Here is a 24,152-nt window from a genome sequence, read left to right as displayed (position 1 = left end):
GATTCAGCGCCGGGTGATGCTGGCGCCGCCGTCGATCAGATAATCGACACCAGTGATCCAGGACGCTTCATCCGAGCAGAGAAATAATGCTAGTGCAGCAACGTCCTCAGGCGTGCCGAGCCGGCCAAGCGGATGCCGTGCGATATTGGCGGTCCGCGCCACCTCTGGATCCGGGTGCGCCTCAAATCCTTGGCGCAGCAACGGCGTATCGATCGACGCGGGGCGGATCGCATTGACCCGCACATTGTCTCCGGCAAGCTCGAGCGCGAGCGTCTTTGTCACACTGTCGAGCGCCGCCTTTGACGCGGCATAGGCCGCCAGACCCGGCGTGGCGAAAGTCGAATTGATCGACGAGATGAACAGAAATGCCCCGCGTCGCCGCGCTTGCATACCCGGGGCAAAGCTCCTGGCGAGACGGAAGGCGCCGCCGACATTCACGTCCATCATCCGGGAAAAGGAGAGGCTTTCGGTTTCAAGCGTCGATCCGCGACCGCCAAGCGCAGCGGCATGGACGACGATGGTGGGCAGCAGGCCAGCCGAAGCGATCACGTCGGTAGCCGATCGCACGGAGATGTCGTCCCCCAGATCACAGGTCAGCTTCAGGTCACCATGGGCCGGCTCGATCAGGTCGAGCGCCGCCACGTGGCAGCCTTCTTGCGTGAACCGCCGAGCGATGGCGCTGCCGATCCCGCCTGCGGCTCCCGTCACGACGACGGTATGTCCTTCCAATCTGGTCATCGCAATCGCTCCTGCTCGGCCGAGACCCGTCGTATCGCGGCGAAGCCGGTCGCTGAAAGTCGTTTATCGTCGATAAGCTCGGCCTTCATTGCCAGATGATTGATCGCTGTACTGAATAGCGGCGCGACATCCTCGGCACCGGTGACGAAGCACGTTTGATCGCTCGTTCCGGCGGCGGGCAGATTTTCGCGCACGTCCGAGCCAATGAGGATGCCCCATAGATAGGATGCTGCATCCTGTTCGCTGAAACGTTTTGCCTGCACCGCGGTCCGCGCGGAGAACAACAGCCTGCCCAGACCGCCGCCATCGGCCGCGCGCGACAAGCCGGTTCTGAAGGCGTCCCCGTCCCGCGCGGGCGTCACCATCAACGGTGCGAGGATGCTTCGCTCGGCGAGCACGCGATAGAGTTCGACCGTCATTGATGTGTGAAACCGCTCGACCATGGTCTGACCCAGCTCGATCCATTTGCCGTGCATCCCCGGTACCGACAGCAACAGCGCGCCATCGGCGCGACCGGTTCCGATGAGCCCGGCGGCTGCGACCTCCTCGCCGCGCAGGACATCAGGATCGCCGAAGCGGGAAATGCACGACAAGCCCGGCAGGATCGCGACCGACAAGGTGTCGATTTGTGTTTGGCGTGCATGCGCCGCGATCATCGCCGGCGTGGCCGGGCAAGGCAGTTGCTCGACCGCCTCGAGTCCCATCGGTGAACCAATCATCCCGGCCAGCCACATCGTGGCACAGGCGTCCGGCCAACGCGCCCGCATCGCTTGCAGGCGTGCAATCCTGGCCGACCGGTCCAGATCGATCAGCCGCACATCCTCTACCAAAACGTCCAGAATATCGCCATCCGCCGTAAGCAGACGCGCCCGGATTCGTGTCGTGCCCCATTCGACCGCGATGAACATCCGAGCGCTCATGCGTTGCCCTCCCGGTCAGCCATCGAACGGCCGGTCGTCGCAAGATAGGCGGCGATCACACCGAGCGGATAGGCGACGGCGATTGCCAGGAACATTGGCCGATAGGTGAGCACAACGACAAGCTGCCCGACCGCATAAGTCGATCCGATCGTAACGATGCCGGTGACGATACCACCAATGCCCATGACCTTGCCGAGATGGCGGCTCGGGTAGAGATCGACCGGCAACGCGGTCTGGTTGGTGACCCACGCGGTATGGCAAAACGCGACGATCGCGCCGAGTGCCAGGCTGATCGCGATGCTGGGCTCGAGCGCGTTGATCGCGCCGACCGGGGCGACCAGCGCGACCAGGCCCATCACGGCCACCCGCGCGCGCGCCGGTCGCACGCCGCGGCCGACGAACCATCCGGACAATATGCCCCCGCCGACCGCGCCGAAACCGGCGGCCGCATAGACGATCCATGTCGTCCGCCCCATTTCGCCGATGGTCAGTCCGCGCTCCTCGGTCAGATATTTGGGGAACCAGAACAGGTAGAAGAACCACACCGGATTGGTCAGCGAACTGCCGACCGCATAAAACCATACGCCGCGCGTGCGCATCACTGCGATCCAGCCCTTCCAGCCGGAATCGTCGACTGGCTCGGCACGTTCCGCGACGATATCGGGGCCCGCTACGGCGTCTTCATCGTAAACGGGCAACGGTTGCTCCGGACGATAAAGCAAGAGCCAGGCAGCCAACCAGATCAGGCCAAACGCTCCGCTGATGACAAACGTGAGCCGCCAGCCGAATGCGAGGAAGAGTGCGGCCATCACGACCGGCGCTATCGCGGCTCCGAAATGCGCGGCAGAGGAATAGATACCGATCGCGAGCGCCCGCTCGCGCTGGGGAAACCATTCGCGCACCAGCTTGGGCGAGGCGACCCAATTGCCCGCCTCGCCAAGCCCAAGTGCGAACCGGCTTGCACCCAGTTGCCAGATGTTGCTTGCCAGGCCGGTGCACGCGCTGGCGAGCGACCACCAGCCGACGAAGACGACCATGCCCCAACGCGCGCCGATGCGGTCGACAATAAAGGCAGACACCAGGCCGCCCAGCATATAGGCGACGAGAAAGGCATTGACGACGGAAGCATAGCCTTTGTCGTCGATCCTGAGCTCGCCCTGGACGACACCCGCCATCAGCCCCAGCGTTTGGCGATCGAGATAGTTGAGCAACGCGGCAAGCGCGAGCATCGTCACGATTAGCCACCGGAACCGGGCAATCTTCGCCCTTTCGGCTACCATTTCCGCCCTCTCCCGAACCGCGCGCCGTTGCGCTGCTAATCTAAACTCGCCCTTTTGCTACGCCTATGTATCGTTTATAGCAACAATATGATCGAAGATCGCGCACCATTGATGGCCTCACCACCGTTGCTGTCGGATATGCCATTAATCGCAACCTGGCCCGTTCACGCAGGGCTGGCCGAGTGTCCGTATTGGATCGCCGACACGAATTCGCTGCTTTGGGTCGACATCGTCCGGCCATCGGTCAATATCCTTGATCTGACCTCCGGCATTTCGACCGAAACGGTCGTTCCGGCGAAGATCGGGTCGGGCGCCCCCGGGCCGGATGGTGCGGTGCTGCTGGCGCTGGAAGACGAACTGTGGTTGCAGGACTCGCGATCCGAACTCCGTCCTTGGGCTGCCCCGGACATGACCGGCACGCATTTCAACGACGGCAAATGCGATCCGATGGGACGCTTCTGGGTCGGATCGCGCTCCAGCGACGGATCGTTCGGCAAGGGGTGTCTGTATCGACTCGACCCAGACGGTCGCACGATCGAAATGGCGAGTGGATTCGATGTCTGTAATGGCTTGGGCTGGAGCCCCGACGGCACATCATTCTACATTGTCGATACGGTTCCCCGTCTCCTCTATCGCTACGACTATGATCTGACCGCGGGCACGATCGCGAACCCGCAGGTCATTCAGGACTTTGTCGGGATCCCGGGCAAGCCCGACGGCCTTGCGGTCGATATCGCGGGAAATATCTGGTGTGCCATGTGGGATGGCGCCGGGATCCAATGCCTGTCTCCCGCTGGCGAGCCGATCGGCTTGCTCGATACGCCATGTCAGCGTCCCACAAGCTGCGCCTTTGGCGGCAATGACGGGCGCACTTTGTTCGTCACATCCGCATCCTACGGGCTCGACCCCGCTGACATCGAAAAATTCGGATTGTCGGGGAGCATCCTGGCATTCCGGTCGCGGGTCGCGGGCGTGCCCGTCGCTGCTTATGCGGGGCGCCGCAACCAGCATAAGATCTTGCCCGGAATGGCCGAAGTAAAGGCTCTGGCACCGGCGATCGATGCTCTGGCCGATCGCGACAGTCCGCTCGCAGTGTGGAAGAACTTGCCCGCAGTTCCATTATGGCAGGGTGTTCCGCCGGGCGGCAACTTCGCAAAGCCCGCCGACCTGACGACGGATTTCGCGCCTGAGATGCTCGCCAATTGGCCGGCCGATTTTCTCCGTTGGGTACAGACGCCTGAACTCCGGATCTTCCGACCGCAGCGCGCGAACGGCGCCGCGGTGCTGGTTATGCCGGGCGGGGGCTATGCTTTCCTCTCGATCCGGAACGAGGGCATGGATATTGCCCAGCGACTGAACCGGTACGGCTACACCGTCTTTGTGTTGACCTATCGCCTGCCCAACGAGGGATGGCACCCGCGTTGGGCGGTGCCGTTGATGGATGCACAACGCGCAATGCGCTTGATCCGCGCGCGTGCAACGGAATTTGGCGTGGATGCTGCGCGGGTCGCAGCGCTGGGTTTCTCGGCAGGGGGCAATCTTGCCGCAAGCCTGGCCACGGCGGCAGCGCGGCGGTTGCATGATCCAGTCGACGCCATCGATGCGCATGATGCGCGCCTCGCGGCGATAGGGTTGATCTATCCAGTGATAACCATGCACGCGTCCGCGACGCACGCACTTTCGCGGCGCATGCTGCTTGGCGCTGCGCCCGCTGCGGAATTGATCGCAGGACATTCGGCGGAAAACCATGTCGATGCGACGACGCCGCCAATCTTCCTTGCGCACGCGCTGGATGATGAAAAGGTGCTTGCGGATAACAGTCTTATGATGATGGCGGCGTGCCGCGCAGCAAAGCGGCCCTGCGAATTGCATCTTCTACAGGAAGGCGGACACGGCTTCGGTGTCGGCCGCGAGGGCACGCCGGCATCGCTTTGGACCGATTCATTCTGCCTGTGGCTTGCCCGGAACGGTGCCGCCTGAGCGCGAGCCAATCGGCGGAATGATCTTGGCCCGTTGCGCCGCTCCGCCTCGAACTCGCCTTGAACTTGAGCTTCTTCGCCCGGCCAGATCCCGGCCTTCAAGCGAAGGTCCGCCTTCTATGCCCGGGCAGCCCAAAGCGGACAGCAGGCTAGCGGCCCAGATTCCGACATTGCGCTCAGCCGACAAGGCCCAATTTGTTGAGTGAATGGCTTGCCCAAGTGTTGGCTGACAGCCGAGCTACACTGTTCCTGCCGCGCGTCCTTGAGAAAGTAGCGACTCCAATAGCAGACGGGTCCGCCGTCCTGCAGCGTCGTCCGACGAACTTCCCGAACATACCGTCTCCAGCAGAGCGACCGCTTCTTGCCTTCTTTCCGCGGCGTTGAGAGCTTCGGCGAGATCGACGGCAATTCTCATTTCCCAGGCGCGAGCGCCCTGTTCCCGGCTGAGCATGAGCGCTTCGTCAAGGACGGCAAGGTGCTCACTCGCATCTTTGGCGGACGATTGCAGTAGCTGCGCCTTGAGCCGGAGTAGTTCGGGCACCGCGAACCGCTCGCCATTCGTGTTACAGCGGGCGAGCGTGGCGGCGATGAGTTCCTGCGCTTCATCCGGCCGCGCGCTCAGAATGAGGCCGCGCGCAAGCGCGATCGAGAAGGGTGTCGTCAGCAGTTCGTAGCGTGCGGCGCGCAGCCGGGCGAGGCTTTCCTCCAAGGCGACCAGCGCGTCACCGGCGTGACCGCGCTGGATCGCCAGTTCGCCGCGAAAGCCTTCCGCGGCCGCGACGTAAGGGCCCAGCGCGTTAAGCTCCGCGCATTCGGCAAAGGTTGCGAGGTCCTTTTCAGCCGTCGCGATATCCTCCATCCACAAAAAGACTGACAGCGACCAGATCAGGGCGATGCAATGGGTGACTGAATGGTCGAGCCCCGCGGCCTCGCGAACGGTCTGCCGGGCGAGATGGCCGGCCTGTTCGGCATGACCGGTGAGCCACAAGGTGCGCGCAAGCGCGATGCCGGAGCGGTTTCGGTGGTCGAAGCCATAATGGATCGTCCGGCTGCGTGCCGAAGGCGGGCTCTCTTGCAACGAGAGTTCGAGCTCGCGCCGCGCCCGCTTTTGGTCGCCGCGGAGATGGTGCGAGATGCCGGACAGCGAATAAGCGATGCCGATCGCCTCGGGCACGCCCAGGATCTCGGAGATTTCCACGGCCCGCTCTGCATGACGCAGCGCGGCGTCATATTCGCCGATCCGCTCGTGGAAGATGTGGAGGCGGCCGAGCAGGCGTAGCTGGTTCCACTTGTCGTCAAGGCTCGTCGCGATCTCCAGTGCGCGGTCAAGCGCATGTCCCGCTGCCTCGCTATTGCCCCTGGTGAACATCAGCGTGATGCCGAGCGCGGCCTGAAGCTCGAGCTCGAGCGCCGTACCGCGCTCGGCTTCGTCGATGTCGGCGAGCGCGCGGGCGCACCAGGAGCGGCACTCGATCATGTGCGAAAGAGTGAGGAACACCGGCGCGCTGGCCGCGGCTAGCCGCACCGCGATTCCGCGTTCGCCGCTATGCGCAAAGCTCCAATCAAGCGCGCTGCGGATATTGCCGAGCTGCTGGCGCAAGGGTCTCGTTTCCTGCAGCCAGCCATCGTCCTGCTCCGCCAATTCGAGTTCGGTGAGGAAGAAGGCGGCGTGGCGGCGCGCGACCGCATTCTGTTCGGCCGGCCCACGTGCGAGCAGCCTCTCCCGGGCATAGGCGCGAGTCATATCGAGGAGCCGGTAGCTGACCGTGCGGCGCATACGGTCAGGGGCGATCAGCGATTTGGAGACGAGCTCGTCCAGGGCAATGGCGACCTCGTCCGACCCGATGCCGACATCCGCCACGACCTCCACCGCGGCGTCGATCGAGAATGGGCCGACAAAGATCGAGACGCGTTCGAACACGGTGCGTTCGCCATCGGCGAGAAGATCGTAGCTCCAGTCGAGCATTGCCCGCAATGTCTGCTGCCGCGGCTGAGCGGTCCGCCGCCCCGGCCAGGCGAGGCTGAGCCGCTCGCCCAACTGGCGCGCGGCGGCGGCCACACCGTGCGTTGCGACGCGCGTCGCGGCCAGCTCAATCGGCAGCGCCATCCCTCCGAGGCGCTGGCACATCCCGGCAATCAGACGTGCTGCCTCCTCGTCGATGACGAGCGCGCTGTCGGCGGCGGTAGCGCGCTCGCACAGCAGCTGAACCGCGGGATAGGAAAGGAGCTGGTCGAGCGTTAGTCCGGACAGCTCCTCGGGATATCCCAGCGCATCAAGGCGCAGCACATGCTCGGCGCGCACGCGCAGCGGTTCGCGCGAGGTGGCGAGCACGCGCGCCAGGGGCGCATCCTCGACGATCCGTTCGACGATGTTGGCGACCGGCTCGATCACATGTTCGCAATTGTCGAGGATGAGCAGATAAGGCCGTTCGCGCAAATGGCCGAGGATCACCGCGAGCGGATCCCCGCTCTGGACCGCGATCCCCATTGCGCCTGCGATCATCGAGGGCACGACCGCCTCGTTTTCGAGCATGCCGAAATCGACAAAGGCGACTTGGCCCTCGAACGGGGCGGTGAGCCGGCGGCCGACCTCGACCGCGAGCGAGGTCTTGCCGACGCCTGCCGCGCCGATGATCGAAAAGAGCGGCGTATCGACGACGCGCTCCACTAGAAAGGCGATGTCGCGTTCCCGCCCGATCAGATGGGTGAGGCGCGCGGGCAGATTGGTGCTGCTCGCGGGTGCCTTTGCGTTCTCTTCCGCCGGGCGGCGCAGGGGCGCATTGCCCTGCCGCTCGACCGGCGCGACAAAGGCATAGCCGACGCCGACCTGAGTCGCGATATAGCGCGCACCGTCGATGCCGTCGCCGAGCAGCTTGCGCAGACTGGCCATGTGGAAGCGGAGACTGCCATCCTCGACGACGACATCGGACCAGACGCGTTTGAGAAGATCGCGCTTGGAGTAGACCCGGCCGGGCTGCTCGGTCAGCACCAGAAGCAGATCGAAGGAACGGCCGCCGATCTCGACCGGTTCGCCGTCTCTGGTCAACAGGCGCTCGCCCGGCGACAGGCGGAAGGGCCCGAAGCATATGGGAACGCCAGCCTGCTGATCCAAATCTGCCACGATCCGCTGAATCCCTCTCCGTTCGGCTAGACCATGCCGCGAGCGGCGCTGCGCCTCAATCCCGCAATCTCCTATCCTTGCGGAAAATCGGTCGAAATGCTGAGCGCGCGCCAGCGGTTCAGCTCGTCGAGCCGGGCCTTGTCGCTGCGCTCGATTGTCGCGACCGCGTCACTTCCGAGGGGGAGACGAAGCGGTGATGCTTCGGCCGCAACGATTTCGAGGATTGCTTTTGCGCCGCGGTGCGGATCGCCAGGCTGCCTGCCGTGATAGGCCGCCTGCACCCGCGCGCATTGCCGACGACCGCGTCATATTCGGCGCGGCCAGCGTCGAGCGTCGTCGAGGCGCCGGCGAAATCGGTGCGGAAGCCGCCGGGTTCGACGATCGTCACCCGAACGCCGACCAGTCGCATCTCCTGCGCGAGCACTTCCGAGAAACCCTCGACGCCCCATTTCGCCGCCGAATAGGGCGCGCGCCCTGGAGCGCCGACGCGACCGCCAACCGAGGAGAACTGGACGATGTGACCGCTGCGCCGCTGCCGCATGTGCGGGATCACCGCCTTGGTCATGATGATCGTGCCGAACAGGTTGGTCGCGATCTGGCGGCGGAACGAATTGATCGACGTGTCCTCGACCGAACCAACGTCGCCATAACCCGCGTTGTTGACCAGTACGTCCAGCGTGCCGAACTCGGCGATCGCGGCGGCCACCGCGGCTGCGGCATCGTCCTCGGAGGTAACATCGAGCCGCGCGGTGGCGAGCCTGCCCGGACGACCGTCACCGAGCCTGGCGAGTTGTGCCTGGTCGCGTGCCGTCGCCAACAGGTTGTCGCCCGCATCGAGAATCGCCTCGCACAGCGCACGTCCGAAGCCGCGCGAGCTGCCGGTCACCAGCCAGGTTCTAGTCATGATGATGATCCCATCAGCCGAAAGTGAAGACATAGGCCCGCACGCCCGGGCGTGAGAACTCGACCGTGACGGTGCGGTCAGCGATCGCACCGGGCTGGCGGACGAGCTGGTATAGCCGGTCCTCCTTCACCTCGCCCGAACCGGCAGCGTCGACGTCAGTGCCGTGACTGCTCCCGGGCGCCCGACCATCGATCGTCACGCGGAATCGGACCGGCCGGCCATCGGGCGCCCCGCCAAGGACAAGATGGACGTCCCGGGCATGGAAGCGGAAGCGGATCGTGCCGGGGCCGCCGTTCAGCGTCGCATGCTCGCCGCCGACGCTCCAGCGACCTGCCAGATCCCATTGGTTGAGCGAGAGTGTGGTGGCGCTGGCATAGGTTCGCACCGCATCCTTCCCGAAACCGCCTGGAGAGGTAAAGTCGGCGGCCTTGTCATATCCGATATAGGCTTCGGGCGAACGAAGGTCGGTCCAATCGGCCTGTGCCTCGATGCCCCCGGCCTCGACCGGGATGAGGGGAATGCTGGAAACGTCGGCACCCGTCTCCGTCAGCAGCTTGCGGATCAGCTGCTCGGCTTCGTCATATTTGCCCTCGCCCAGCTGATAGCCGCGAACTTTGCCGGTCGCATCGATGAAGTAGAAGCCGGGCCATCCCTGGTTGGCGAAAGCGCGCCACACGGCATAGTCATTGTCCGGAAGGTTCGGATAGCGGACATCAAGCTGGTTCGTGGCGCGGCGGACCCTCGCCGGATCCTTCTCGAAAGCGAACTCCGGCGCGTGGACGCCGATCACCTGCAGACCCTTGGGCCCGTAGCGTGCGTTCCAGGCGCGCAGATAGGGAAGGACGCGCAGCGAGTTGATGCAGGAATAGGTCCAGAAATTGACCACAACGACCTTGCCGCGCAGCGCCTTTGGGCCATCCGCAACGGGCACGAGCCAGGGCTTGCCCTGCAGCACCTCGATCGGGTGCGAGGTAGTGCCCACGGGCGCGGCGGCCGTCGCTTCGCTGTCGGTGGCCGCGGAGCGTGCGAGGCCGAGCGCGTCGCCAAAGCAGATTGCGGTGGTTGCGGCCCCGGCGATGATGGCAGCGGCCGCAAAGCCGATGGAGCGTTTCTGGATCATGGGGAGCCCTTATGCGTGCGGTTCCCGGCAGATGTAGTGCGCAAGCGTGCCGCTGCCTGTTAGTCCGCGCCAGACGGGTGTTAGTTCCTGAGAGAAGACCGCACGCGAGCGCTAACAGCGCATCACGCCACTTAACGGGCGCCGGGCGGCCGCTCCCTCTAGATCTGGCCGCGACCAGATCAGGAGAAGCCAATGTTCGCCGATATCAGGGCGTCGCGCCGCCAGTTCGTGGCCGGCACCGCGATCGCCGCCGCCGCGAGTGCCATTCCATCCCGCCTGTTGGCCGAGACGAGCAGCAGCCATGCGATCCGCCCGTTCAAGGTCGCGGTGCCCACAGCAGAAATTCAGGCGATGCAGCGCCGGATCGCCGGCACGCGCTGGGCGGACGCGCAGCCAGTGCCCGATGACAGCCAGGGGGTACGCCGGCAAACGCTTGAGACGCTGATGCGTTATTGGGCGCGCGGTTATGACTGGCGCGGGATCGAGGCCAGACTCAACGCGCTGCCGATGTTCATGACCGAGATCGACAGCCTCGACATTCATTTCATCCATGTCCGCTCGCGGCATGACAACGCCATGCCGATGATCCTGACCCATGGCTGGCCGGGCTCGGTCCTTGAGTTCCTCAAGGTCATCGATCCGCTCACCGATCCGACGGCCCATGGCGGGAAGGCGGAGGATGCGTTCCATCTGGTGATTCCATCGATTCCGGGTTTCGGATTCTCCGCCAAGCCGACCGTGCCCGGCTGGGGCTCGGATCATATCGGCCGTGCCTGGGGTCTGCTCATGCACCGCCTTGGCTATGACCGCTATGTCAGTCAGGGCGGAGACTGCGGCTCGGTCATATCCCAACGCATGGCGCTTCAGCACGTGCCCGGCCTGCTCGGCATCCACCTCAACATGCCCGCGGTCGTCCCTGCGGACGTCGCCAGGGTCCTCGCCGCCGGCGACCCCGCCCCGGCGAGCCTTTCAGCAAAGGAACGCCGTGCGTTCGATCAGCTGGAAGCCTTTTACCGCGACAATGCCGCCTATGCCGCGATGATGAACACGCGGCCGCAGACCATTGGCTATTCGCTTGTCGACTCCCCGGTCGGCATGGCGGCCTGGATGTACGAGAAAATCGCGCAATGGACCGACAGCGGCGGCGAGCCCGAACGGGTCCTTGGCCGCGATGCGATCCTCGACGATATCTCGCTCTACTGGCTGACCGGGACAGGCGCGTCCGCCGCGCGGATCTATTGGGAGGATCATTCCAACAATTTCAACGCGCGCGGCATCATCGACATGCCGGTCGCGGTGAGCGTGTTCCCCGGCGAGATCTTCCGCGCGCCCCGGACCTGGGCGGAACGTTGCTACAAGCATCTCTTCTACTTCAACGAGGCGGGCAAAGGCGGTCATTTCGCCGCCTGGGAACAGCCCGCTGCTTTCAGCGAGGAAGTGCGCGCCGCTTTCCGCACGCTGCGCTGATATCCCCCAAAACCCAAGGAGCAGACCGATGACCGACACCAAGACCCTTTACAGTGCGCACGTGCGTGTGACCGGAGGGCGCGACGGCGTTGCCCGCGCTTCGGACGGACGCCTCGACGTCAAGCTCGCCACCCCGGGCGGCCCCGGCCCCGGCACCAACCCCGAGCAGTTGTTCGCCGCCGGCTGGTCCGCCTGTTTCGAAGGTGCCATGGCGATCGCGGCCAGGGCCAAAGACATCATTCTGCCGGCCGACCTCGCGATCGATGCCACGGTCGATCTGCGGCACGGCGAGGACGGCTATTCTCTCGCCGCCCGGCTGAACGTGAGCGTTCCCGGCATGGATGCGGAAATGGCCCGCCAGCTGATCGAGGCCGCGCATCGCACCTGCCCCTACTCGAAGGCGATCAAGGGCAATATCGACGCGGTCGTCGCGCTTGTCTGACCATTATCTCACCAGGAGACCGACTATGAATAGACTGCTTGTCGGCGGGCTGCTGCTCGCCGCCTCTGCGCTAGCCGCACCGGCAGTGGCCCAGACCGCCAAGCCGACGGTCGTGCTTGTCCATGGCGCATTCGCGGACTCGTCGAGCTGGAACGGCGTGATCGCGGTTCTTGAGCGCGACGGCTACCCCGTCGTCGCGGCGCCCAATCCGCTGCGCGGCGTGCGCGCCGATGCCGATGTCGTCAGCGACCTCGTAAAGAGCATAAAGGGCCCGGTCGTCCTGGTCGGCCATAGCTATGGCGGCTCGGTGATCAGCGAGGCAGCCGAAGGCGCGTCGAACGTCAGGGCACTGGTCTATGTCGCGGCCTTTGCGCCTGACGCGGGCGAGACGGCGCTGGGGCTTACCGGCAAGTTCCCCGGCAGCACGCTCGCGCCGACGCTGGCCCCGCCGGTCAGGCTCACGAGCGGCGGCAACGATCTCTACATCCTCCAGGCGCGCTTCCATGATCAGTTCGCGGCGGACCTGCCCTTCGCGGAGGCACGGCTGATGGCCGCGGGCCAGCGCCCGGTCGCCGAGGCGGCGCTGGGCGAGGCTTCGACCGCGCCGGCCTGGAAGCATATCCCATCCTGGTTCGTCTATGGCGACAAGGATCGCAACATCCCGCCTGTCGCGCTCAAGTTCATGGCGGATCGGGCCCAGTCGCGCGGGACGCTCGTGGTCAAGGGCGCTTCGCACGTGGTGATGGTGTCGAACGCGGTCGCGGTGGCCGGCCTGATCGAAAAGGCTGCCGCCGCCGCCCGATGATACGAGCGCCGGCGGTCCAAGCCCCCTTACCCCGGCGCCTCGTGCCCACGGCCGGCTTCGCTCCCCCCTTTGCCGGTCGTGGGCGTTCTTTTTCGCTGCAACGATACGAACACGCCTGCGGCAGATCAGCTGCCGCAGGCGTCAGTGCGTTCGTCGCCCGCTATTGGGAATAGGCCGTGAAAACGAGATCCGCGTTCTTCTCGAGCGCATCCAGCTTCACATGGCAGCCGAAGCAGGACTGTGTGAGCATCCTATCCTGGTTCGCCATGCCATTCTCGAACTGCCCATAGCCCCAGCCGCCGCTTGCGGCGTAGCGCTTCGAGTCCTTCACGCTGACCTGGACGTTGGTTGGCGGCCCGGCGATGAAGGACTGCGGCGCGGGGAACACCGTGTCATTGCGCGACGATGATTGATACTGCCAGGCAAGCCTCACGATGACCGAGCCGTCGGGAAAGGGGCGCTTTCCCGCGCGAAACGCTTTCACCGCGATGTCGTTGCCCAAGATGGCGCGGATGTCGTTGTTCCTGCCCGCTTCGTGCGCGACGCTGATCAGCGTCCAGTCGCGGTAATCCTTGGGCAATTTCACGCCATATACCGGCGAACGCTGATCCTCGGGGCGTTGGGCGGCGACGACAGCCGATACCCCGAACGACACGATCGCGAGCGCGAAACAGCAGATGGAAAGGCGCTTCATGCTATTCTCCTCGAACGATCGCCGGGTGCGCCGCAAGGACGCGCCCGGCCATGGCGTTCAGCGCGCGAGCTTCGCCACGTCGAGCACAGCCTTGGCAAAGGCAGCCGGCGCTTCTTGCGGCAGATTGTGACCGATGCCGCCGCTGATCAACCGATGCTCATAGGATCCGGTGAACTTGGCGCGATATTGCGAGGGATCGGGATGGGGGGCGCCATTCGCGTCGCCTTCCATGGTGATCGACGGGATCGTCACCGGCGGTGCGGCCGCGAGCTTCGCCTCGATCGCGTCGTAGTGCGCTTCGCCCTGGGCGAGGCCCAGCCGCCAGCGATAATTATGGATCACGATCGCGACATGATCGGGATTGACGAACGAGGCAGCCGACCGGTCATAGATCGCAGCATCGAAATTCCATTTGGGCGAAGCCAGTTCCCAGATCAGCTTGTTGAACGCCTTGGTGTTCGCGGCGTAGCCGGCTTTGCCGCGCTCGGTTGCGAAATAGAACTGGTACCACCATTGCAGCTCGGCCTGTGGCGGCAGCGGCTTGATGTTGCCTGCCTGGCTGCCGATCAGATAGCCGCTGACCGAGACGAGCGCGATGCAGCGCTCGGGCCAGAGCACCGCCATGATGTCCGCTGTGCGGGCGCCCCAGTCGAAACCCGCGACGATTGCCTTTGCGATGCCGAGCGCGTCCATCAGCGCGAGCCCGTCCGCCGCCAGGGCGGCCTGCTGCGCGTTTCGCGCCGTGTCGTCGGAGCGGAAGACGGTGGTGCCATAGCCGCGCAGATGCGGCACGATCACGCGAAAGCCGCGCTCGGCGAGCGACGGCGCGACTTCGGCGAAGGCGTTGATGTCATAGGGCCAGCCATGGAACAGCAGGACCGCTGGGCCGGCCGCCGGACCCATCTCGACATAGCCGATGCTGAGAACGCCCGCATCGATTTGCTTTACCGGCCCGAAGGGCGTCGAAGTCGAGCCCGCGGAGCGTGGCGTCATGGTTGCCTGCACCGGACCGGCGCCGCCCACCACTGCGGCGGCAATCGCGGCAGCGCCGTGGAGGAAGCCGCGGCGATCGGACGCATAGGGTTCGGGCAAGAGCTTCGGCATGAGACAGTCCTTCCAGGCGAAATGGGGTCGGCATTGGAGATAGCCTCGCGCGCAACGGAAGGCCTGTTAATCGCTGTGATCTGTTGTGAGGAACGCGCGGGCCGCCTGCGGCCTGACAACGGCTAACAGGCGAGGCAGTCAAGCTGCGGTCGGGGCAGCCATGAAATCCATGCCTTTCGTCTCGTGCAGCAACGCCGCGGCGATCAGCACCAGCACATAGGCGACGGACACGTAGATGCCGATCGAATGGGCGATGCCGAAGGCGGAAATACTGCCGCCGACTGCGAAGGGCGTGAAGCCCGCCACGCCGCGGCCGACATTGTAGCAAAAGCCCAGGCCCGATCCACGCAGCCGCGTCGGATAGAGTTCGTTCAAAACCGGCCCGATGGCGCTGTAGAGCCCCATGGCGAACACACCGAGCGGTACGCCGAGCGCCAGCAGTACGGGAGCCGAAACCGACAGTCCGGTGGCGACGAGCACAGTGGCGATACCGCCAAGCGCGAACAGGGCGAGGGTGGCGCGGCGCCCGATCCGGTCGGCGAGCGAGGCGCCGAAGATATACCCGGCGAGCGACCCTGACACGAGGACGGCCATGTGCGTTGCGGTCTCGGCCGCGCTCAGGCCGCGCTCGAGCCGTAGCATCGTCGGCCACCAGGTCGCGAGCGCCCAATAGCCGCCATGCGTACCGATCGCGAGCAGGCAGCCCCGGGCGGTGTTCCCGCACATACCGGGCGAGAAAATCCGGTGCCAGGCATCGGCGCATGGGCTCGCCAGAAACGTCGCGGATTCCCGGAGCCGCGTGCGGGCCAAGAAGATCGCGGCGACCGCCGGCAGGCTCACGAAGAAAGCCGCGCGCCATCCGAGCGGGGGTGGCAGCACGGCGATGGCGACAAAAGACATCGCAGCAGCGAGGCCCCAGCCGATCGCCCAGGCACTCTGTGCCGTCCCGACCAGACGGCCGCGCGTCGCGGCGGTGGCGATCTCGCCCATGAGCACCGCGCCCACCGCCCATTCTGCGCCAAAACCGAAACCCTGAAGCGTCCGTGCGACGAGGAGCTGCTCGTAATTCTGCGCCAATCCGCACAGCGTGGTGGAAACGGCCATCCAAAGGATCGTAACCTGCAGAACGCGCACCCGGCCAAGACGATCTGACAGCAGACCCGCGAGCCAGCCGCCGGCGGCCGACGCGACGAGCGTCACGGTCGCAAGCAACCCGCCTGCCGAAGGGGAGAAGTGCCAGAGCGTCAGCAGTACCGGCAGGACAAACGAATAGAGCTGGACGTTCATCGCATCTACGCTGAAGCCGGCATAGGTGCTGCGGAACGCGCGGCGACTATTCGAGTCGAGGTGACGGTACCAGGTTGGGGTGATCATCGGAAAGCTGCCGCAAAGAAATCGATCGAAAGCCTTCAATCACATCTTGAATGATCGTTCCAGTATATTATCTCAGGGGCATGGCACGACCCAAGCAATTCGACGTCGAGACCGCCGTGGAGGCCGCCGTGGAGGTGTTCCGCGAGCATGGCTATGAGGGCACCTCGGCACAGGGGCTTGTCGACGGCATGGGGATTGGCCGGCAGAGCCTGTACGATACGTTCGGCGACAAATGGGGCATCTATCGAGCGGCGGTGCAGCACTATTCGCAGAACGAAGTGCGCACGCATGCTGAGATGTTGGCGAGCCGCGAACGAGCGATCGACGGCATCCGCGCGATGCTCGACCGGGTGGTAGCGGAGGCAAGCCGGTCGTGCCTGGGCCTGAGCGCCACCGTCGAATTCGGCTGCACCAAGCCCGAACTGGTAAAGCTTCGTGAGGCTTCGAGCGGGACGCTTAACAAGGCGGTGAAGGATACACTGGCCCGTGCTCAGGTGCAGGGCGATGTCGCGGTCGATCTCGATCTCGATAGTCTTTCGACCTTTGTCATCGCGACGATTTCCAGCATCCGGCTCGCTGCGCGGGCCGGCGCCGGTCGTGAGCAGGTCGCCGCTCTTGTCGATCTCGCGCTGCGCGCCCTGCGCTGATTTTTTACCTAATTTTGGAACGATCATTCAACAAGGAGTTTGAATATGAAAGCGGTAGTGATGACAGCGATCGGCGGAACCGAGGTGCTGGAACTGATGGATCTCCCCGAACCTGTCGCAGGGTCCGGCGAGGTGCTTGTCGAAATCGCGGCAAGCGGCGTCAACTTCATGGACATTGGCGTGCGCCAGGGAATGGCGTGGCATGAAATGCCGCTTCCCCGGGCGTTGGGCGTCGAAGGTGCAGGGCGCGTCGTTGCGCTGGGGGATGGGGTAACCGGCCTTGCGATCAGACAGCGCGTCGCCTGGGTTTATGCGCCGGGGAGCTATGCCGAACGGATTACGATTCCGACTGCGTCGCTGGTGCCGGTTCCTGATGATATCGACGATCGCACCGCCGCTTCGCTGATGATGCAGGGTCTCACCGCGAGTCACTTTGCGACCGATTTTTATCCGGTCCAACCGGGGGACGTCGCGCTGGTACACGCCGCCGCGGGCGGATTGGGGCAATTGCTCACTCAGATCATCAAGCTGCGCGGCGGCACGGTGATCGGCCGAGTCTCAAGTGCCGCCAAGGTGGACGCGGCGAGGGCTGCTGGGGCCGATCACGTCATCATCGACGCCGAAGGCGCCTTCGCGCCGGAAGTCCTCCGTCTCACGTCGGGCGAGGGCGTGCATGTCGTTTATGACGGGTCGGGGCCTGCGACCTTCGAAGGCTCGCTCGCATCGCTGCGCCGTTCGGGTACGTTCTGCTGGTTCGGTCCCGTGCTGGGTGGCCCGGGCCGGATCGATATCATGAGCCTCCCGCGCAGCATCAAGCTCGGCTACGCGGTCTTCTCCGATCACATCCACACGCCCGAGCTGCTGGCGGCCCGCACGACTCGTCTGTTCGAGTGGGTCCGCGAGGGCAAGCTGCAGGTGCGACCCGCGACCGGCTTTGCATTGTCCGAGGCCGCTAAGGCCCACCAAGCGATGGAGAGCCGCGCGACTACGGGCAAGCTGCTGCTCTTTCCGTGAACGCTGACACGGCTCAGACCGTTGAGGGTCTTTGCAAGGGTTTGATGGCATATCTCTCCGGACCCCGTCCGTCCGGTATGTCTGCATTCTCGAAAGGGGTGCTGACGTCAGCTTGACGGATCGTTCGACCAAAAGCCGTCCCTCCGCAACCGGCCTAGTTCCTGCCGCCGAGCTGCATCTGAACCAATGTCGCTATTGGGAGGCGCATAAGCCGCTACGAGCGTCCGAATCTGGGCCTAAACTGCCGCTGGCCCGGTGATCGGATCCCCACTGGCCGCCACACGCTCTTCGAGATTAGTGCCAAAGCGCGTCAGGCGGTCGGCACTGTGCCGCCATCGATCACATACTCCGTGCCCGTAATTGTCCCAGCCCGATCTGAGGCGAGGAAGGCGATCAGGCTTGCGACTTCGTCCGGCGTCGACGGCCGGCCGATCGGGATGCCGCCGAGCGATTCCATGATCATCCGCTTTCCCGTTTCGATGTCGCCGCCATGCTCCAGGGCCGGCCGCCTGGCGAGATCGATCGACGCTTCGGTCTCGATCCAGCCGGGCGATACGCGCACGACGCGCACGCCCCGTGGTGAAACCTCTTTGGACAGGCTTGCTGTAGGTCGACAATGCCGCCTTCGCAGCGGCGTACGCGGTGGTGGCGTGCGGCAGGGGCAGCATGCGCTGGATCGGCGTCACATGGATTACGACGCCTTCGGCGCGCGACGCCATCTCCGGAACCAGCACGCGATCGAGCGAACCGCGGGCATCAGATTGAGATCAAGCTCGCGCTGCCAATCGCCGTCGCCGAGTGCGGCGAAGCCCCCCGCGGGCGCCGACGATTCGCCCAGCATGTGAACGACGATGTCGATCCGTCCATCCGATCCTGCACAGCGTCGGCCACGACCGTGCAGCCCTCGGCGCAGGTGAGATCGGCGGCGACGAACTCCTCCGCCGCCAGCCCCTCACGCTTGGTGCGGGCAGTCGTCAGAATACGCGCACCGAGCTGCCGGAACAACGCCACCGTAGCGGCACCAGTGCCCCTCGTTCCCGAGGTAATCAGCGCGCGCTTGCCTTCGAGTGTGATGAACGGAGTCATGCGACGATCTCCAGCCCGGCGAGCCGGTCGCCGTCGATGGTGAAGGCATAGCGGAGGTCAATCGGACTGCCCGGAAAGTTGCCGACGAGATGCCCCGTGACAACGGTGCGATCACCTTCGGTGCGGATCGCGGTCGGCTCGACGGTATAGCTGTATCTTGACGAGGAATCCGCCTTCCATGCCTGGATCGCGTCGCTGCCCGTGTAGGTGCGTCCTTCAAAGCGCTCATCGACATGGCCCGTGGCATGTCGAAGCGTCTCGGCTAACAGCCAAGATCGAACATGAACGAACGGCCGTTTTCGGGAACCAGCGATACTTCCCTGAACGTCCGCGATTGGGTCTTGCTGGATACTGCAGCTAGTTGAACGAATGGCGGCTTTCCCGCACTCATCACTCGAAAGCGGACAGGGCGTCTATCGGCCATGTGGACATTCACCCCAAACAGCCCCGAGCCAAAGATGATCGTCAATTCAGTTCCGTACCACTCGAACGGCGAGCGGAGAAAGAGCTAGATAAATCAGAGACTTGCCTCCGATCAGCCTTCTCTAGCTTCCGAATCGTGTCAGCAACGCGCGCAAATGCACACCTTTGCGCAAGGCTATCGTTTCATAACGATAGCCTTGCGCAAAGGTGGCGGAGCGGGAGGGATTCGAACTCAGGTGTTAAGCGATTGATTTATCGCGATCCTGATCCGACCTTTATCGCCGCGTACCATGAAAAGTACCATGCCGACTTTTCCGCCCGAAAACATACCTTTGCAGGCTCAGTTCGACGGACGCCCACTCTATCGAACCCACGATACAAAGGCAACCTCACCTACACCACGCGGGGCGACAGAATGATCTGGCGCTCGCGCCCCAGACACTGCACAATTGACGCATGCGGGGTTTGGTCACGGCATATTTTGGAAACATCTTCGATGGTGGCGCAGAGCTAACCGTCTTACCCTGTTCCGTCAGCGCAAAGACGACACCGTCGACGACGCGTTGGATCGAGTTGTTTGGCCTTCCCTCACCGCAGACGGTAGCGACGCGCCTTAGGTTGGGGGATGTCACAGAGGTATTGCCGTTTCCGGGGTCGTCGGAAATCTCGGCTCACTTTGCTTATGCGGTCTCAGTTGGTCACGGCGGCAGTTCGAGCGCTGCCATCAAGGAAGTCGCTGCGCATCTCGGGCGCCTGACGCAGCTTCGTTTGGATATCCGGAAAATCGATACACCTTTGCTCGGTACTGGTCATGGCGATTTGTCGGATTTTGTATCGGCGAGTGCCTTGCGTGATGGATTTTCCTCTTCTGCTTACGGCTCGGAGTTGAGGGTCTGCGCCAACGGCAGCAAAGATCGGTTCGCATCGATCACCAACATCTTTCGAGGATCTGCGATGGTTTATTGCCCGCACTGTAGCCACGATCAAAGGTTCTCATATGCTGAGCCTTGGCATCTGATTCAGTGTGAAAACTGTGGGCGTGAACATCAGGCGGAAAGTTGGCTCAACGAAGATTTAGAACCACTGGGTGACCCGTTCGCCGACCTTGAAGAGGCTCTCCCGCCCTCACCTCAAAGGCGGGTCGTCGCATCGCAAGAAGACGACCCTATTCACCTTACGCCATTGCAAGAAGGTCCACCGGAGCATTGCGTTTTTCTTAGTCATAATCGCTCCGACAAACCGATGGCCCGGGAGATTGGTCGTTTTCTTCGGCATCACGGCGTAGAAGTCTGGTTTGACGAGTGGGACATCTACGGCGGCGACTCCGTCATCGATAAGCTAGAAGCTGGCATTAAGATGAGCGATTTCTTCCTCCTTCTCGTCTCACCGGCTTCAATGAAGTCCAATTGGGTGAGACAGGAGATTAGGTCCGCCCTCAATCGACAGATCGAACTTGGTACAATGACGATCGTGCCTCTTATGGTCAGACCGGTGGACGAACTACCTCCTTTCCTTTCAGACTGGAAAAGGATCGATTTCATCGAACGAATACGTCATCCGTCACCATTTGACGAGTTGCTCACAGCAATCTTTCGCCCAAATCGGAAGCCGAAATTGGGAAGGCCGCCGATTTTCGGACTGCCCACGTAACTGTAATTCAAGCCTGCCTTTTCTTGCCCTCAAAACCGTCCTTCACGTCATCGATCCAAGCGACGATTTCCCGGTCACTCCAACGCGAGGCGAAGGGCGAAAGCTTGTACGGCGCTGGAAATTTTCCTTCCTGGATCAGACGGTAGATCATCGTCTTGCCAAGCCCGACGCGGCGCTTAACCTCATCAAGCTTGACGAACCGATCCGGGAGCTCCGTCTGCACGCTCATCTTCCAGTCGAGCGGCTGCGAACGAAATTTCGGTCGCTCTCGAGGAATGCTGCCAACATCGCTGGCACGAGTTCGGCGATAGATTCTTCGCGGCCATAGGCCGCAGCATAGAGAGAGGCATATTGCTGCAGCATCTCGTGTAGATCGGGCGTCACGGTGATCGCCAGTTTGATCGGCGTCCTGTCCGGCAGCTTTGCCAGTTTCAGTTCGGGCATGATGGCCTCCTATTCGCGCCACGGCGCAAGGATCAAATCTTTGTAAACAACGAGGCGTACGGTCGCCCCCGGCCGGATCGTGATCGTCGGTTGAATGTTGAGATTGCGCGAGGTCAGCTGATCGCCGGCGCGCGACACGTTTTGCTGGGTCGATTCCCGGATGGCTTGGACGAGGTCACTCTCGCCCGTCACCGTCAGCTGCGAACCGACACCGAGCAGCGTTGAGAGTGCGACGCCCTTGAGCAGCGCCCATGTGTGAAAATCGACCTTATCCTGAAGGCCCGCATAACCCGACGCATCGGTGGCCGGGACATTGTCGATCCGGAGCGAGCTACCGTCGGGCAGCATGATCCGCTGCCAGACGATTAGGGCGCGTTTCTGACCGAACGCCACGACGCTGTCGTAACTGCCGAGCAGCCGCGACCCCTGCGGGATTAGGAGAATGCGCCCGGTGGGACTGTCGAACACCTGGCTCGTCACCTGTGCGGACACGAGGCCGGGCAGATCCGAACGAAGCCCGGTAATCAGACTCGCCGAAATCACACTGCCCGCCGATAGCAAATATGGTGATGGCGCGGCGGTCAGCGCGTGCGGATTGATGTCGCCGGCTTTATCGAGCGTGCCGACAAACTGTGCCTTGCGACTTTGTGCGTTCGGATCACGGGCAGGGTCGAGCGCTGGGCTGGCGGAAGGAGACGGGGCCGGCGTCGGTGTGCCCGTTTCCTCTGGAACGGCGGGAGCAGATGCCGGCGTGCGGCTCTGGACCAGCACACCAGATTCGCGCGCAGCCTTGAGTTCGGCGATCCGACGTTCCTGTTCCAGCGCCACCAGCTGGGAGGACGGATCGCCGCCTGGTCCGGTTTCTGTCGCCATTCTGCGCTGGCTTTCGAGGATCGGTCGGCCAAGGTCGCCGGGAAGTGGCGGACCGAGCTTCGGAACGCTGCCATAGGTCGAAGGCAGACCGTTCAACGCGTCTGCCGACGGACGATTGCTGGGCTCCGACAATTCCTGGCGATCGGCGACGGCGCTGAACACCCGCGGTTTCAAGGCGAACCATGCCACCGCCATCAGGCTGATCGACCCAAGCGCGGCGATGGCGATGATGACGCCGCGTCGGAAGCGGATGGCTCGTGCCGGCCTGGCGCGGATGGCCAGCGTCTCTGGGTCGACCTTCGGGGCGGCAGTGATCATAGTCTCGGTCACGAGCGCTTCCCCTTCCGCGACTTGCCGCCCTCGGCGACACGATCGATGCGGACGATCTGCTGCTTGCCTGTCCCGAGCCGGAGTTCGGCCGCGTCGAAGATACGATCGACGACATAGAAGCGGCCGCGGACACGGTAGTTGACGAGCTCAGCCTCACCGGTCGGGCCGACAATGAACAGTGGCGGAGCGTCTCCGACCGCGATGGTTGCTGGAAACTCGATGAATGTCTGCCGTCCGTCATCGAACGCGCGCAGCGGTCGCCACGCAGGCTGATCGCCGCTGACGACGTAGTTGAAATGGAGGCTGTCGACCGAGAGCCCCTCGGCGACCGGCGCTGCCGCTGCGGTTTGCTCGGCTACGCGTCGAAGGGCGATCAACTGGTCGGCGGGATAGGTCCAGGACAGCGCCGCCATCGCGATGCGCGACGTGGCGGTGAGCTGAAGGTGATAGCTGCGGCGGTCGGTCGTGATCACGAGATTGGTCGCGAGCCCCGACGCAGACGGCTTCACCAGGATGTGCGTGCGCTTGTCGGTACCGGCGCCACTGGTCGTGTCGCCGATGACCCAACGCACCGTGTCACCAGCGGCTACCGATATCAGGCCTTCACTTGGCTGCAGGGCAATGTCGGTCACGGCGCCGGGCGCGGTGTAGACCTGATAAATCGTGCCATCGCTAAAGGGATAGACCTGCACGGCGTTCACGAACGCTTGGGCCAGCGGTTCCTGCGTGGCCGCGCGATTGGCAACAGCGACGCGCGCGATGGCGGGACTGATCGGCTTTCGCTTCCGTGCATGACGGACCGGTGGCTTCGGAGCCGGTAGACTGACGGTCGCGGCCACAGGTGCCGCAGGCGCCGGCGCAGTAATATTCTGCGCGAAAGCCGGCGCTGCACATAAGGCAAGCGCCGAAGCGGTGAGGATGATCTTCATGGGCGTGTCTCCTGAGCGGGCTGCGCGGGGGCAGCGAGGTTGGGATCGAGGGGCGAGCCGAGCGGCAGACCCGGCGGGGCGGCTGGCGCAGGTGCCGGTGTCGCGGATGGATCCGGCGCCAGGGGATCGAGCTCTCGGCTCCAGTCGACCGCATCGACATAGACGCCGAGCGGGTTTTTCCGGAGCGTGTCGGCGTCGCTGGGCGGTTTGAGCACGACGGTCAGGATGGCGGTCCAGCGGGATGTTCCCGCCTCGCTACCGCGTTCATAGGCGGTCTCGGTCCATTTGACCTGGAACGAGCGGTCGGACGCCCGCACGACGCTGGTGACCTGCACCGATACGGTTCGCTCACCGATGCTGGCGAAGGGATCGGCACCGCGCGCATAGTCCCCGAGAAACTGGCTGCCGCGCTTGGTCGTGAAGTCGTAGGCCTCGAGCCAGTTCTGTCGCACGAGCACGGGATCTAGAGATCGGCCCCGGACATGCGCGATGAACTTGGAAAGGTGCCATGCGATCTGCGGATCGGTCGGATGATAGCCGGCCTCCGCCTCGGTGACGGCGCGCGCCTCGCCCAGGCGATCCACCTCGACGACGTAGGGCGTGACGCGGCTCTGCATGGATTGCCAAACGAGACCGGAAGACAGGCCGCCGGTCAGTGCGAGGCATCCGAACGCCATCAGCCGCCAGTTGCGTGCCTGTACCCGTGCGGACCCGATCCGCTCGTCCCAGAGCTGGCCGGCACGCTGGTAGGGCGTCTCCGGTTCAGGGGTTCGTCCGTAGCGCTGGAGGGCGCGTTTGAAGATCATCG

The 24,152-nt window shown here is 63.9% G+C and carries 23 protein-coding genes; 7 read left to right on the top strand and 16 right to left on the bottom strand.

Annotated features, from left to right (window positions below):
* Window positions 1–3: 3 nt before the first annotated feature.
* The 3 genes from G4G27_RS16890 to G4G27_RS16880 are packed head-to-tail and all read right to left on the bottom strand — an operon-like array spanning window position 4 to window position 2,938.
* Window positions 4–738: an SDR family oxidoreductase gene (locus G4G27_RS16890; RefSeq protein ID WP_183109724.1), complete on the bottom strand. Its 735-nt coding sequence runs from the start codon at window positions 736–738 to the stop codon at window positions 4–6.
* A complete protein-coding gene (locus tag G4G27_RS16885; protein WP_183109723.1) occupies window positions 735–1,658 on the bottom strand; it encodes a 2-dehydro-3-deoxygalactonokinase in 924 nt (307 codons plus the stop codon). The genes G4G27_RS16890 and G4G27_RS16885 overlap by 4 nt, the downstream gene beginning before the upstream one ends.
* Window positions 1,655–2,938 (bottom strand): MFS transporter, encoded by a 1,284-nt coding sequence (locus G4G27_RS16880; RefSeq protein ID WP_183109722.1) that lies wholly within the window; start codon window positions 2,936–2,938, stop codon window positions 1,655–1,657. The genes G4G27_RS16885 and G4G27_RS16880 overlap by 4 nt, the downstream gene beginning before the upstream one ends.
* A 138-nt stretch (window positions 2,939–3,076) precedes the next feature.
* Here G4G27_RS16880 and G4G27_RS16875 point away from each other — a divergent pair, with 138 nt between their 5' ends.
* Window positions 3,077–4,918 (top strand): SMP-30/gluconolactonase/LRE family protein, encoded by a 1,842-nt coding sequence (locus G4G27_RS16875; protein ID WP_183109721.1) that lies wholly within the window; start codon window positions 3,077–3,079, stop codon window positions 4,916–4,918.
* Between the two features lie 237 nt (window positions 4,919–5,155).
* Here G4G27_RS16875 and G4G27_RS16870 read toward each other — a convergent pair whose 3' ends face one another.
* From G4G27_RS16870 to G4G27_RS16860, 3 genes are all read right to left on the bottom strand, one after another.
* A complete protein-coding gene (locus G4G27_RS16870) occupies window positions 5,156–7,963 on the bottom strand; it encodes a winged helix-turn-helix domain-containing protein (protein ID WP_244624382.1) in 2,808 nt (935 codons plus the stop codon).
* A gap of 193 nt (window positions 7,964–8,156) precedes the next feature.
* Entirely contained in the window at window positions 8,157–8,942 is a 786-nt protein-coding gene (locus G4G27_RS16865; RefSeq protein WP_202049597.1) for an SDR family oxidoreductase, read from the bottom strand.
* A gap of 13 nt (window positions 8,943–8,955) precedes the next feature.
* Window positions 8,956–10,062 (bottom strand): redoxin family protein, encoded by a 1,107-nt coding sequence (locus G4G27_RS16860; RefSeq protein ID WP_183109720.1) that lies wholly within the window; start codon window positions 10,060–10,062, stop codon window positions 8,956–8,958.
* A gap of 192 nt (window positions 10,063–10,254) precedes the next feature.
* Between G4G27_RS16860 and G4G27_RS16855 the strand changes: the two genes are divergently transcribed.
* The 3 genes from G4G27_RS16855 to G4G27_RS16845 are packed head-to-tail and all read left to right on the top strand — an operon-like array spanning window position 10,255 to window position 12,776.
* On the top strand, window positions 10,255–11,529 hold the full coding sequence (locus tag G4G27_RS16855; protein WP_183109719.1) for an epoxide hydrolase: 1,275 nt from the start codon (window positions 10,255–10,257) through the stop codon (window positions 11,527–11,529).
* Window positions 11,530–11,557: 28 nt separating this feature from the next.
* On the top strand, window positions 11,558–11,971 hold the full coding sequence (locus G4G27_RS16850; protein ID WP_183109718.1) for an Ohr family peroxiredoxin: 414 nt from the start codon (window positions 11,558–11,560) through the stop codon (window positions 11,969–11,971).
* A gap of 25 nt (window positions 11,972–11,996) precedes the next feature.
* On the top strand, window positions 11,997–12,776 hold the full coding sequence (locus G4G27_RS16845) for an alpha/beta hydrolase (RefSeq protein ID WP_183109717.1): 780 nt from the start codon (window positions 11,997–11,999) through the stop codon (window positions 12,774–12,776).
* Window positions 12,777–12,936: 160 nt separating this feature from the next.
* On the opposite strand, the gene G4G27_RS16840 is transcribed toward G4G27_RS16845, so the two are convergent.
* The 3 genes from G4G27_RS16840 to G4G27_RS16830 form a co-directional block, all read right to left on the bottom strand.
* Window positions 12,937–13,470, bottom strand: a complete 534-nt coding sequence (locus tag G4G27_RS16840; RefSeq protein ID WP_183109716.1) for a cytochrome P460 family protein — start codon at window positions 13,468–13,470, stop codon at window positions 12,937–12,939.
* A gap of 57 nt (window positions 13,471–13,527) precedes the next feature.
* On the bottom strand, window positions 13,528–14,574 hold the full coding sequence (locus tag G4G27_RS16835; RefSeq protein WP_183109715.1) for an alpha/beta hydrolase: 1,047 nt from the start codon (window positions 14,572–14,574) through the stop codon (window positions 13,528–13,530).
* Between the two features lie 138 nt (window positions 14,575–14,712).
* Window positions 14,713–15,948 (bottom strand): MFS transporter, encoded by a 1,236-nt coding sequence (locus G4G27_RS16830; protein WP_183109714.1) that lies wholly within the window; start codon window positions 15,946–15,948, stop codon window positions 14,713–14,715.
* Window positions 15,949–15,998: 50 nt separating this feature from the next.
* On the opposite strand from G4G27_RS16830, the gene G4G27_RS16825 reads away from it, so the two are divergent.
* Window positions 15,999–16,595 carry a TetR/AcrR family transcriptional regulator gene (locus tag G4G27_RS16825; RefSeq protein ID WP_244624381.1) on the top strand — a complete coding sequence of 199 codons (597 nt, stop codon included), beginning with the start codon at window positions 15,999–16,001 and terminating at the stop codon, window positions 16,593–16,595.
* Window positions 16,596–16,640: 45 nt separating this feature from the next.
* Window positions 16,641–17,609 (top strand): quinone oxidoreductase, encoded by a 969-nt coding sequence (locus G4G27_RS16820; protein WP_183109713.1) that lies wholly within the window; start codon window positions 16,641–16,643, stop codon window positions 17,607–17,609.
* Between the two features lie 310 nt (window positions 17,610–17,919).
* On the opposite strand, the gene G4G27_RS24200 is transcribed toward G4G27_RS16820, so the two are convergent.
* Window positions 17,920–18,171, bottom strand: coding sequence for an SDR family oxidoreductase (locus G4G27_RS24200; RefSeq protein WP_244624380.1), 252 nt, complete (start codon window positions 18,169–18,171; stop codon window positions 17,920–17,922).
* Window positions 18,172–18,365: 194 nt separating this feature from the next.
* Window positions 18,366–18,695, bottom strand: coding sequence for a hypothetical protein (locus G4G27_RS24195; protein ID WP_244624379.1), 330 nt, complete (start codon window positions 18,693–18,695; stop codon window positions 18,366–18,368).
* A gap of 1,041 nt (window positions 18,696–19,736) precedes the next feature.
* Here G4G27_RS24195 and G4G27_RS16810 point away from each other — a divergent pair.
* On the top strand, window positions 19,737–20,768 hold the full coding sequence (locus G4G27_RS16810) for a toll/interleukin-1 receptor domain-containing protein (RefSeq protein ID WP_183109712.1): 1,032 nt from the start codon (window positions 19,737–19,739) through the stop codon (window positions 20,766–20,768).
* 7 nt (window positions 20,769–20,775) lie between these two features.
* On the opposite strand, the gene G4G27_RS16805 is transcribed toward G4G27_RS16810, so the two are convergent.
* From G4G27_RS16805 to trbF, 5 genes are read right to left on the bottom strand one after another with little or no spacing between them, the layout of a single operon-like run.
* Window positions 20,776–20,997 (bottom strand): AlpA family phage regulatory protein, encoded by a 222-nt coding sequence (locus G4G27_RS16805; RefSeq protein WP_183109711.1) that lies wholly within the window; start codon window positions 20,995–20,997, stop codon window positions 20,776–20,778.
* Window positions 20,994–21,212 carry a DUF2274 domain-containing protein gene (locus G4G27_RS16800; protein ID WP_183109710.1) on the bottom strand — a complete coding sequence of 73 codons (219 nt, stop codon included), beginning with the start codon at window positions 21,210–21,212 and terminating at the stop codon, window positions 20,994–20,996. The genes G4G27_RS16805 and G4G27_RS16800 overlap by 4 nt, the downstream gene beginning before the upstream one ends.
* A gap of 9 nt (window positions 21,213–21,221) precedes the next feature.
* Window positions 21,222–22,415 (bottom strand): TrbI/VirB10 family protein, encoded by a 1,194-nt coding sequence (locus G4G27_RS16795; RefSeq protein ID WP_244624378.1) that lies wholly within the window; start codon window positions 22,413–22,415, stop codon window positions 21,222–21,224.
* Complete coding sequence (gene trbG, locus G4G27_RS16790; protein WP_183109709.1) at window positions 22,412–23,344, bottom strand: P-type conjugative transfer protein TrbG; 933 nt, start codon at window positions 23,342–23,344, stop codon at window positions 22,412–22,414. Before trbG ends, G4G27_RS16795 begins: the two co-directional genes overlap by 4 nt.
* Window positions 23,341–24,150, bottom strand: coding sequence for a conjugal transfer protein TrbF (gene trbF, locus G4G27_RS16785; RefSeq protein WP_183109708.1), 810 nt, complete (start codon window positions 24,148–24,150; stop codon window positions 23,341–23,343). The genes trbG and trbF overlap by 4 nt, the downstream gene beginning before the upstream one ends.
* Window positions 24,151–24,152: the final 2 nt, after the last annotated feature.

The sequence above is a fragment of the Sphingomonas sp. So64.6b genome, from assembly GCF_014171475.1.
GTDB lineage: Bacteria > Pseudomonadota > Alphaproteobacteria > Sphingomonadales > Sphingomonadaceae > Sphingomonas > Sphingomonas alpina_A.
The sequence above is the reverse complement of the archived record's forward strand: the minus strand, read 5'-3'. Positions and strand labels throughout refer to the sequence as shown.

What these genes read in the sequence shown, in the direction of transcription:
- G4G27_RS16890 (WP_183109724.1), bottom strand. Translation starts at nt 738, where the DNA reads ATGACCAGATTGGAAGGACATACCGTCGTCGTGACGGGAGCCGCAGGC.
- G4G27_RS16885 (WP_183109723.1), bottom strand. Translation starts at nt 1,658, where the DNA reads ATGAGCGCTCGGATGTTCATCGCGGTCGAATGGGGCACGACACGAATC.
- G4G27_RS16880 (WP_183109722.1), bottom strand. Translation starts at nt 2,938, where the DNA reads ATGGTAGCCGAAAGGGCGAAGATTGCCCGGTTCCGGTGGCTAATCGTG.
- G4G27_RS16875 (WP_183109721.1), top strand. Translation starts at nt 3,077, where the DNA reads ATGCCATTAATCGCAACCTGGCCCGTTCACGCAGGGCTGGCCGAGTGT.
- G4G27_RS16865 (WP_202049597.1), bottom strand. Translation starts at nt 8,942, where the DNA reads ATGACTAGAACCTGGCTGGTGACCGGCAGCTCGCGCGGCTTCGGACGT.
- G4G27_RS16860 (WP_183109720.1), bottom strand. Translation starts at nt 10,062, where the DNA reads ATGATCCAGAAACGCTCCATCGGCTTTGCGGCCGCTGCCATCATCGCC.
- G4G27_RS16855 (WP_183109719.1), top strand. Translation starts at nt 10,255, where the DNA reads ATGTTCGCCGATATCAGGGCGTCGCGCCGCCAGTTCGTGGCCGGCACC.
- G4G27_RS16850 (WP_183109718.1), top strand. Translation starts at nt 11,558, where the DNA reads ATGACCGACACCAAGACCCTTTACAGTGCGCACGTGCGTGTGACCGGA.
- G4G27_RS16845 (WP_183109717.1), top strand. Translation starts at nt 11,997, where the DNA reads ATGAATAGACTGCTTGTCGGCGGGCTGCTGCTCGCCGCCTCTGCGCTA.
- G4G27_RS16840 (WP_183109716.1), bottom strand. Translation starts at nt 13,470, where the DNA reads ATGAAGCGCCTTTCCATCTGCTGTTTCGCGCTCGCGATCGTGTCGTTC.
- G4G27_RS16835 (WP_183109715.1), bottom strand. Translation starts at nt 14,574, where the DNA reads ATGCCGAAGCTCTTGCCCGAACCCTATGCGTCCGATCGCCGCGGCTTC.
- G4G27_RS16830 (WP_183109714.1), bottom strand. Translation starts at nt 15,948, where the DNA reads ATGATCACCCCAACCTGGTACCGTCACCTCGACTCGAATAGTCGCCGC.
- G4G27_RS16825 (WP_244624381.1), top strand. Translation starts at nt 15,999, where the DNA reads ATGATCGTTCCAGTATATTATCTCAGGGGCATGGCACGACCCAAGCAA.
- G4G27_RS16820 (WP_183109713.1), top strand. Translation starts at nt 16,641, where the DNA reads ATGAAAGCGGTAGTGATGACAGCGATCGGCGGAACCGAGGTGCTGGAA.
- G4G27_RS24195 (WP_244624379.1), bottom strand. Translation starts at nt 18,695, where the DNA reads ATGACTCCGTTCATCACACTCGAAGGCAAGCGCGCGCTGATTACCTCG.
- G4G27_RS16805 (WP_183109711.1), bottom strand. Translation starts at nt 20,997, where the DNA reads ATGAGCGTGCAGACGGAGCTCCCGGATCGGTTCGTCAAGCTTGATGAG.
- G4G27_RS16800 (WP_183109710.1), bottom strand. Translation starts at nt 21,212, where the DNA reads ATGCCCGAACTGAAACTGGCAAAGCTGCCGGACAGGACGCCGATCAAA.
- trbG (WP_183109709.1), bottom strand. Translation starts at nt 23,344, where the DNA reads ATGAAGATCATCCTCACCGCTTCGGCGCTTGCCTTATGTGCAGCGCCG.
- trbF (WP_183109708.1), bottom strand. Translation starts at nt 24,150, where the DNA reads ATGATCTTCAAACGCGCCCTCCAGCGCTACGGACGAACCCCTGAACCG.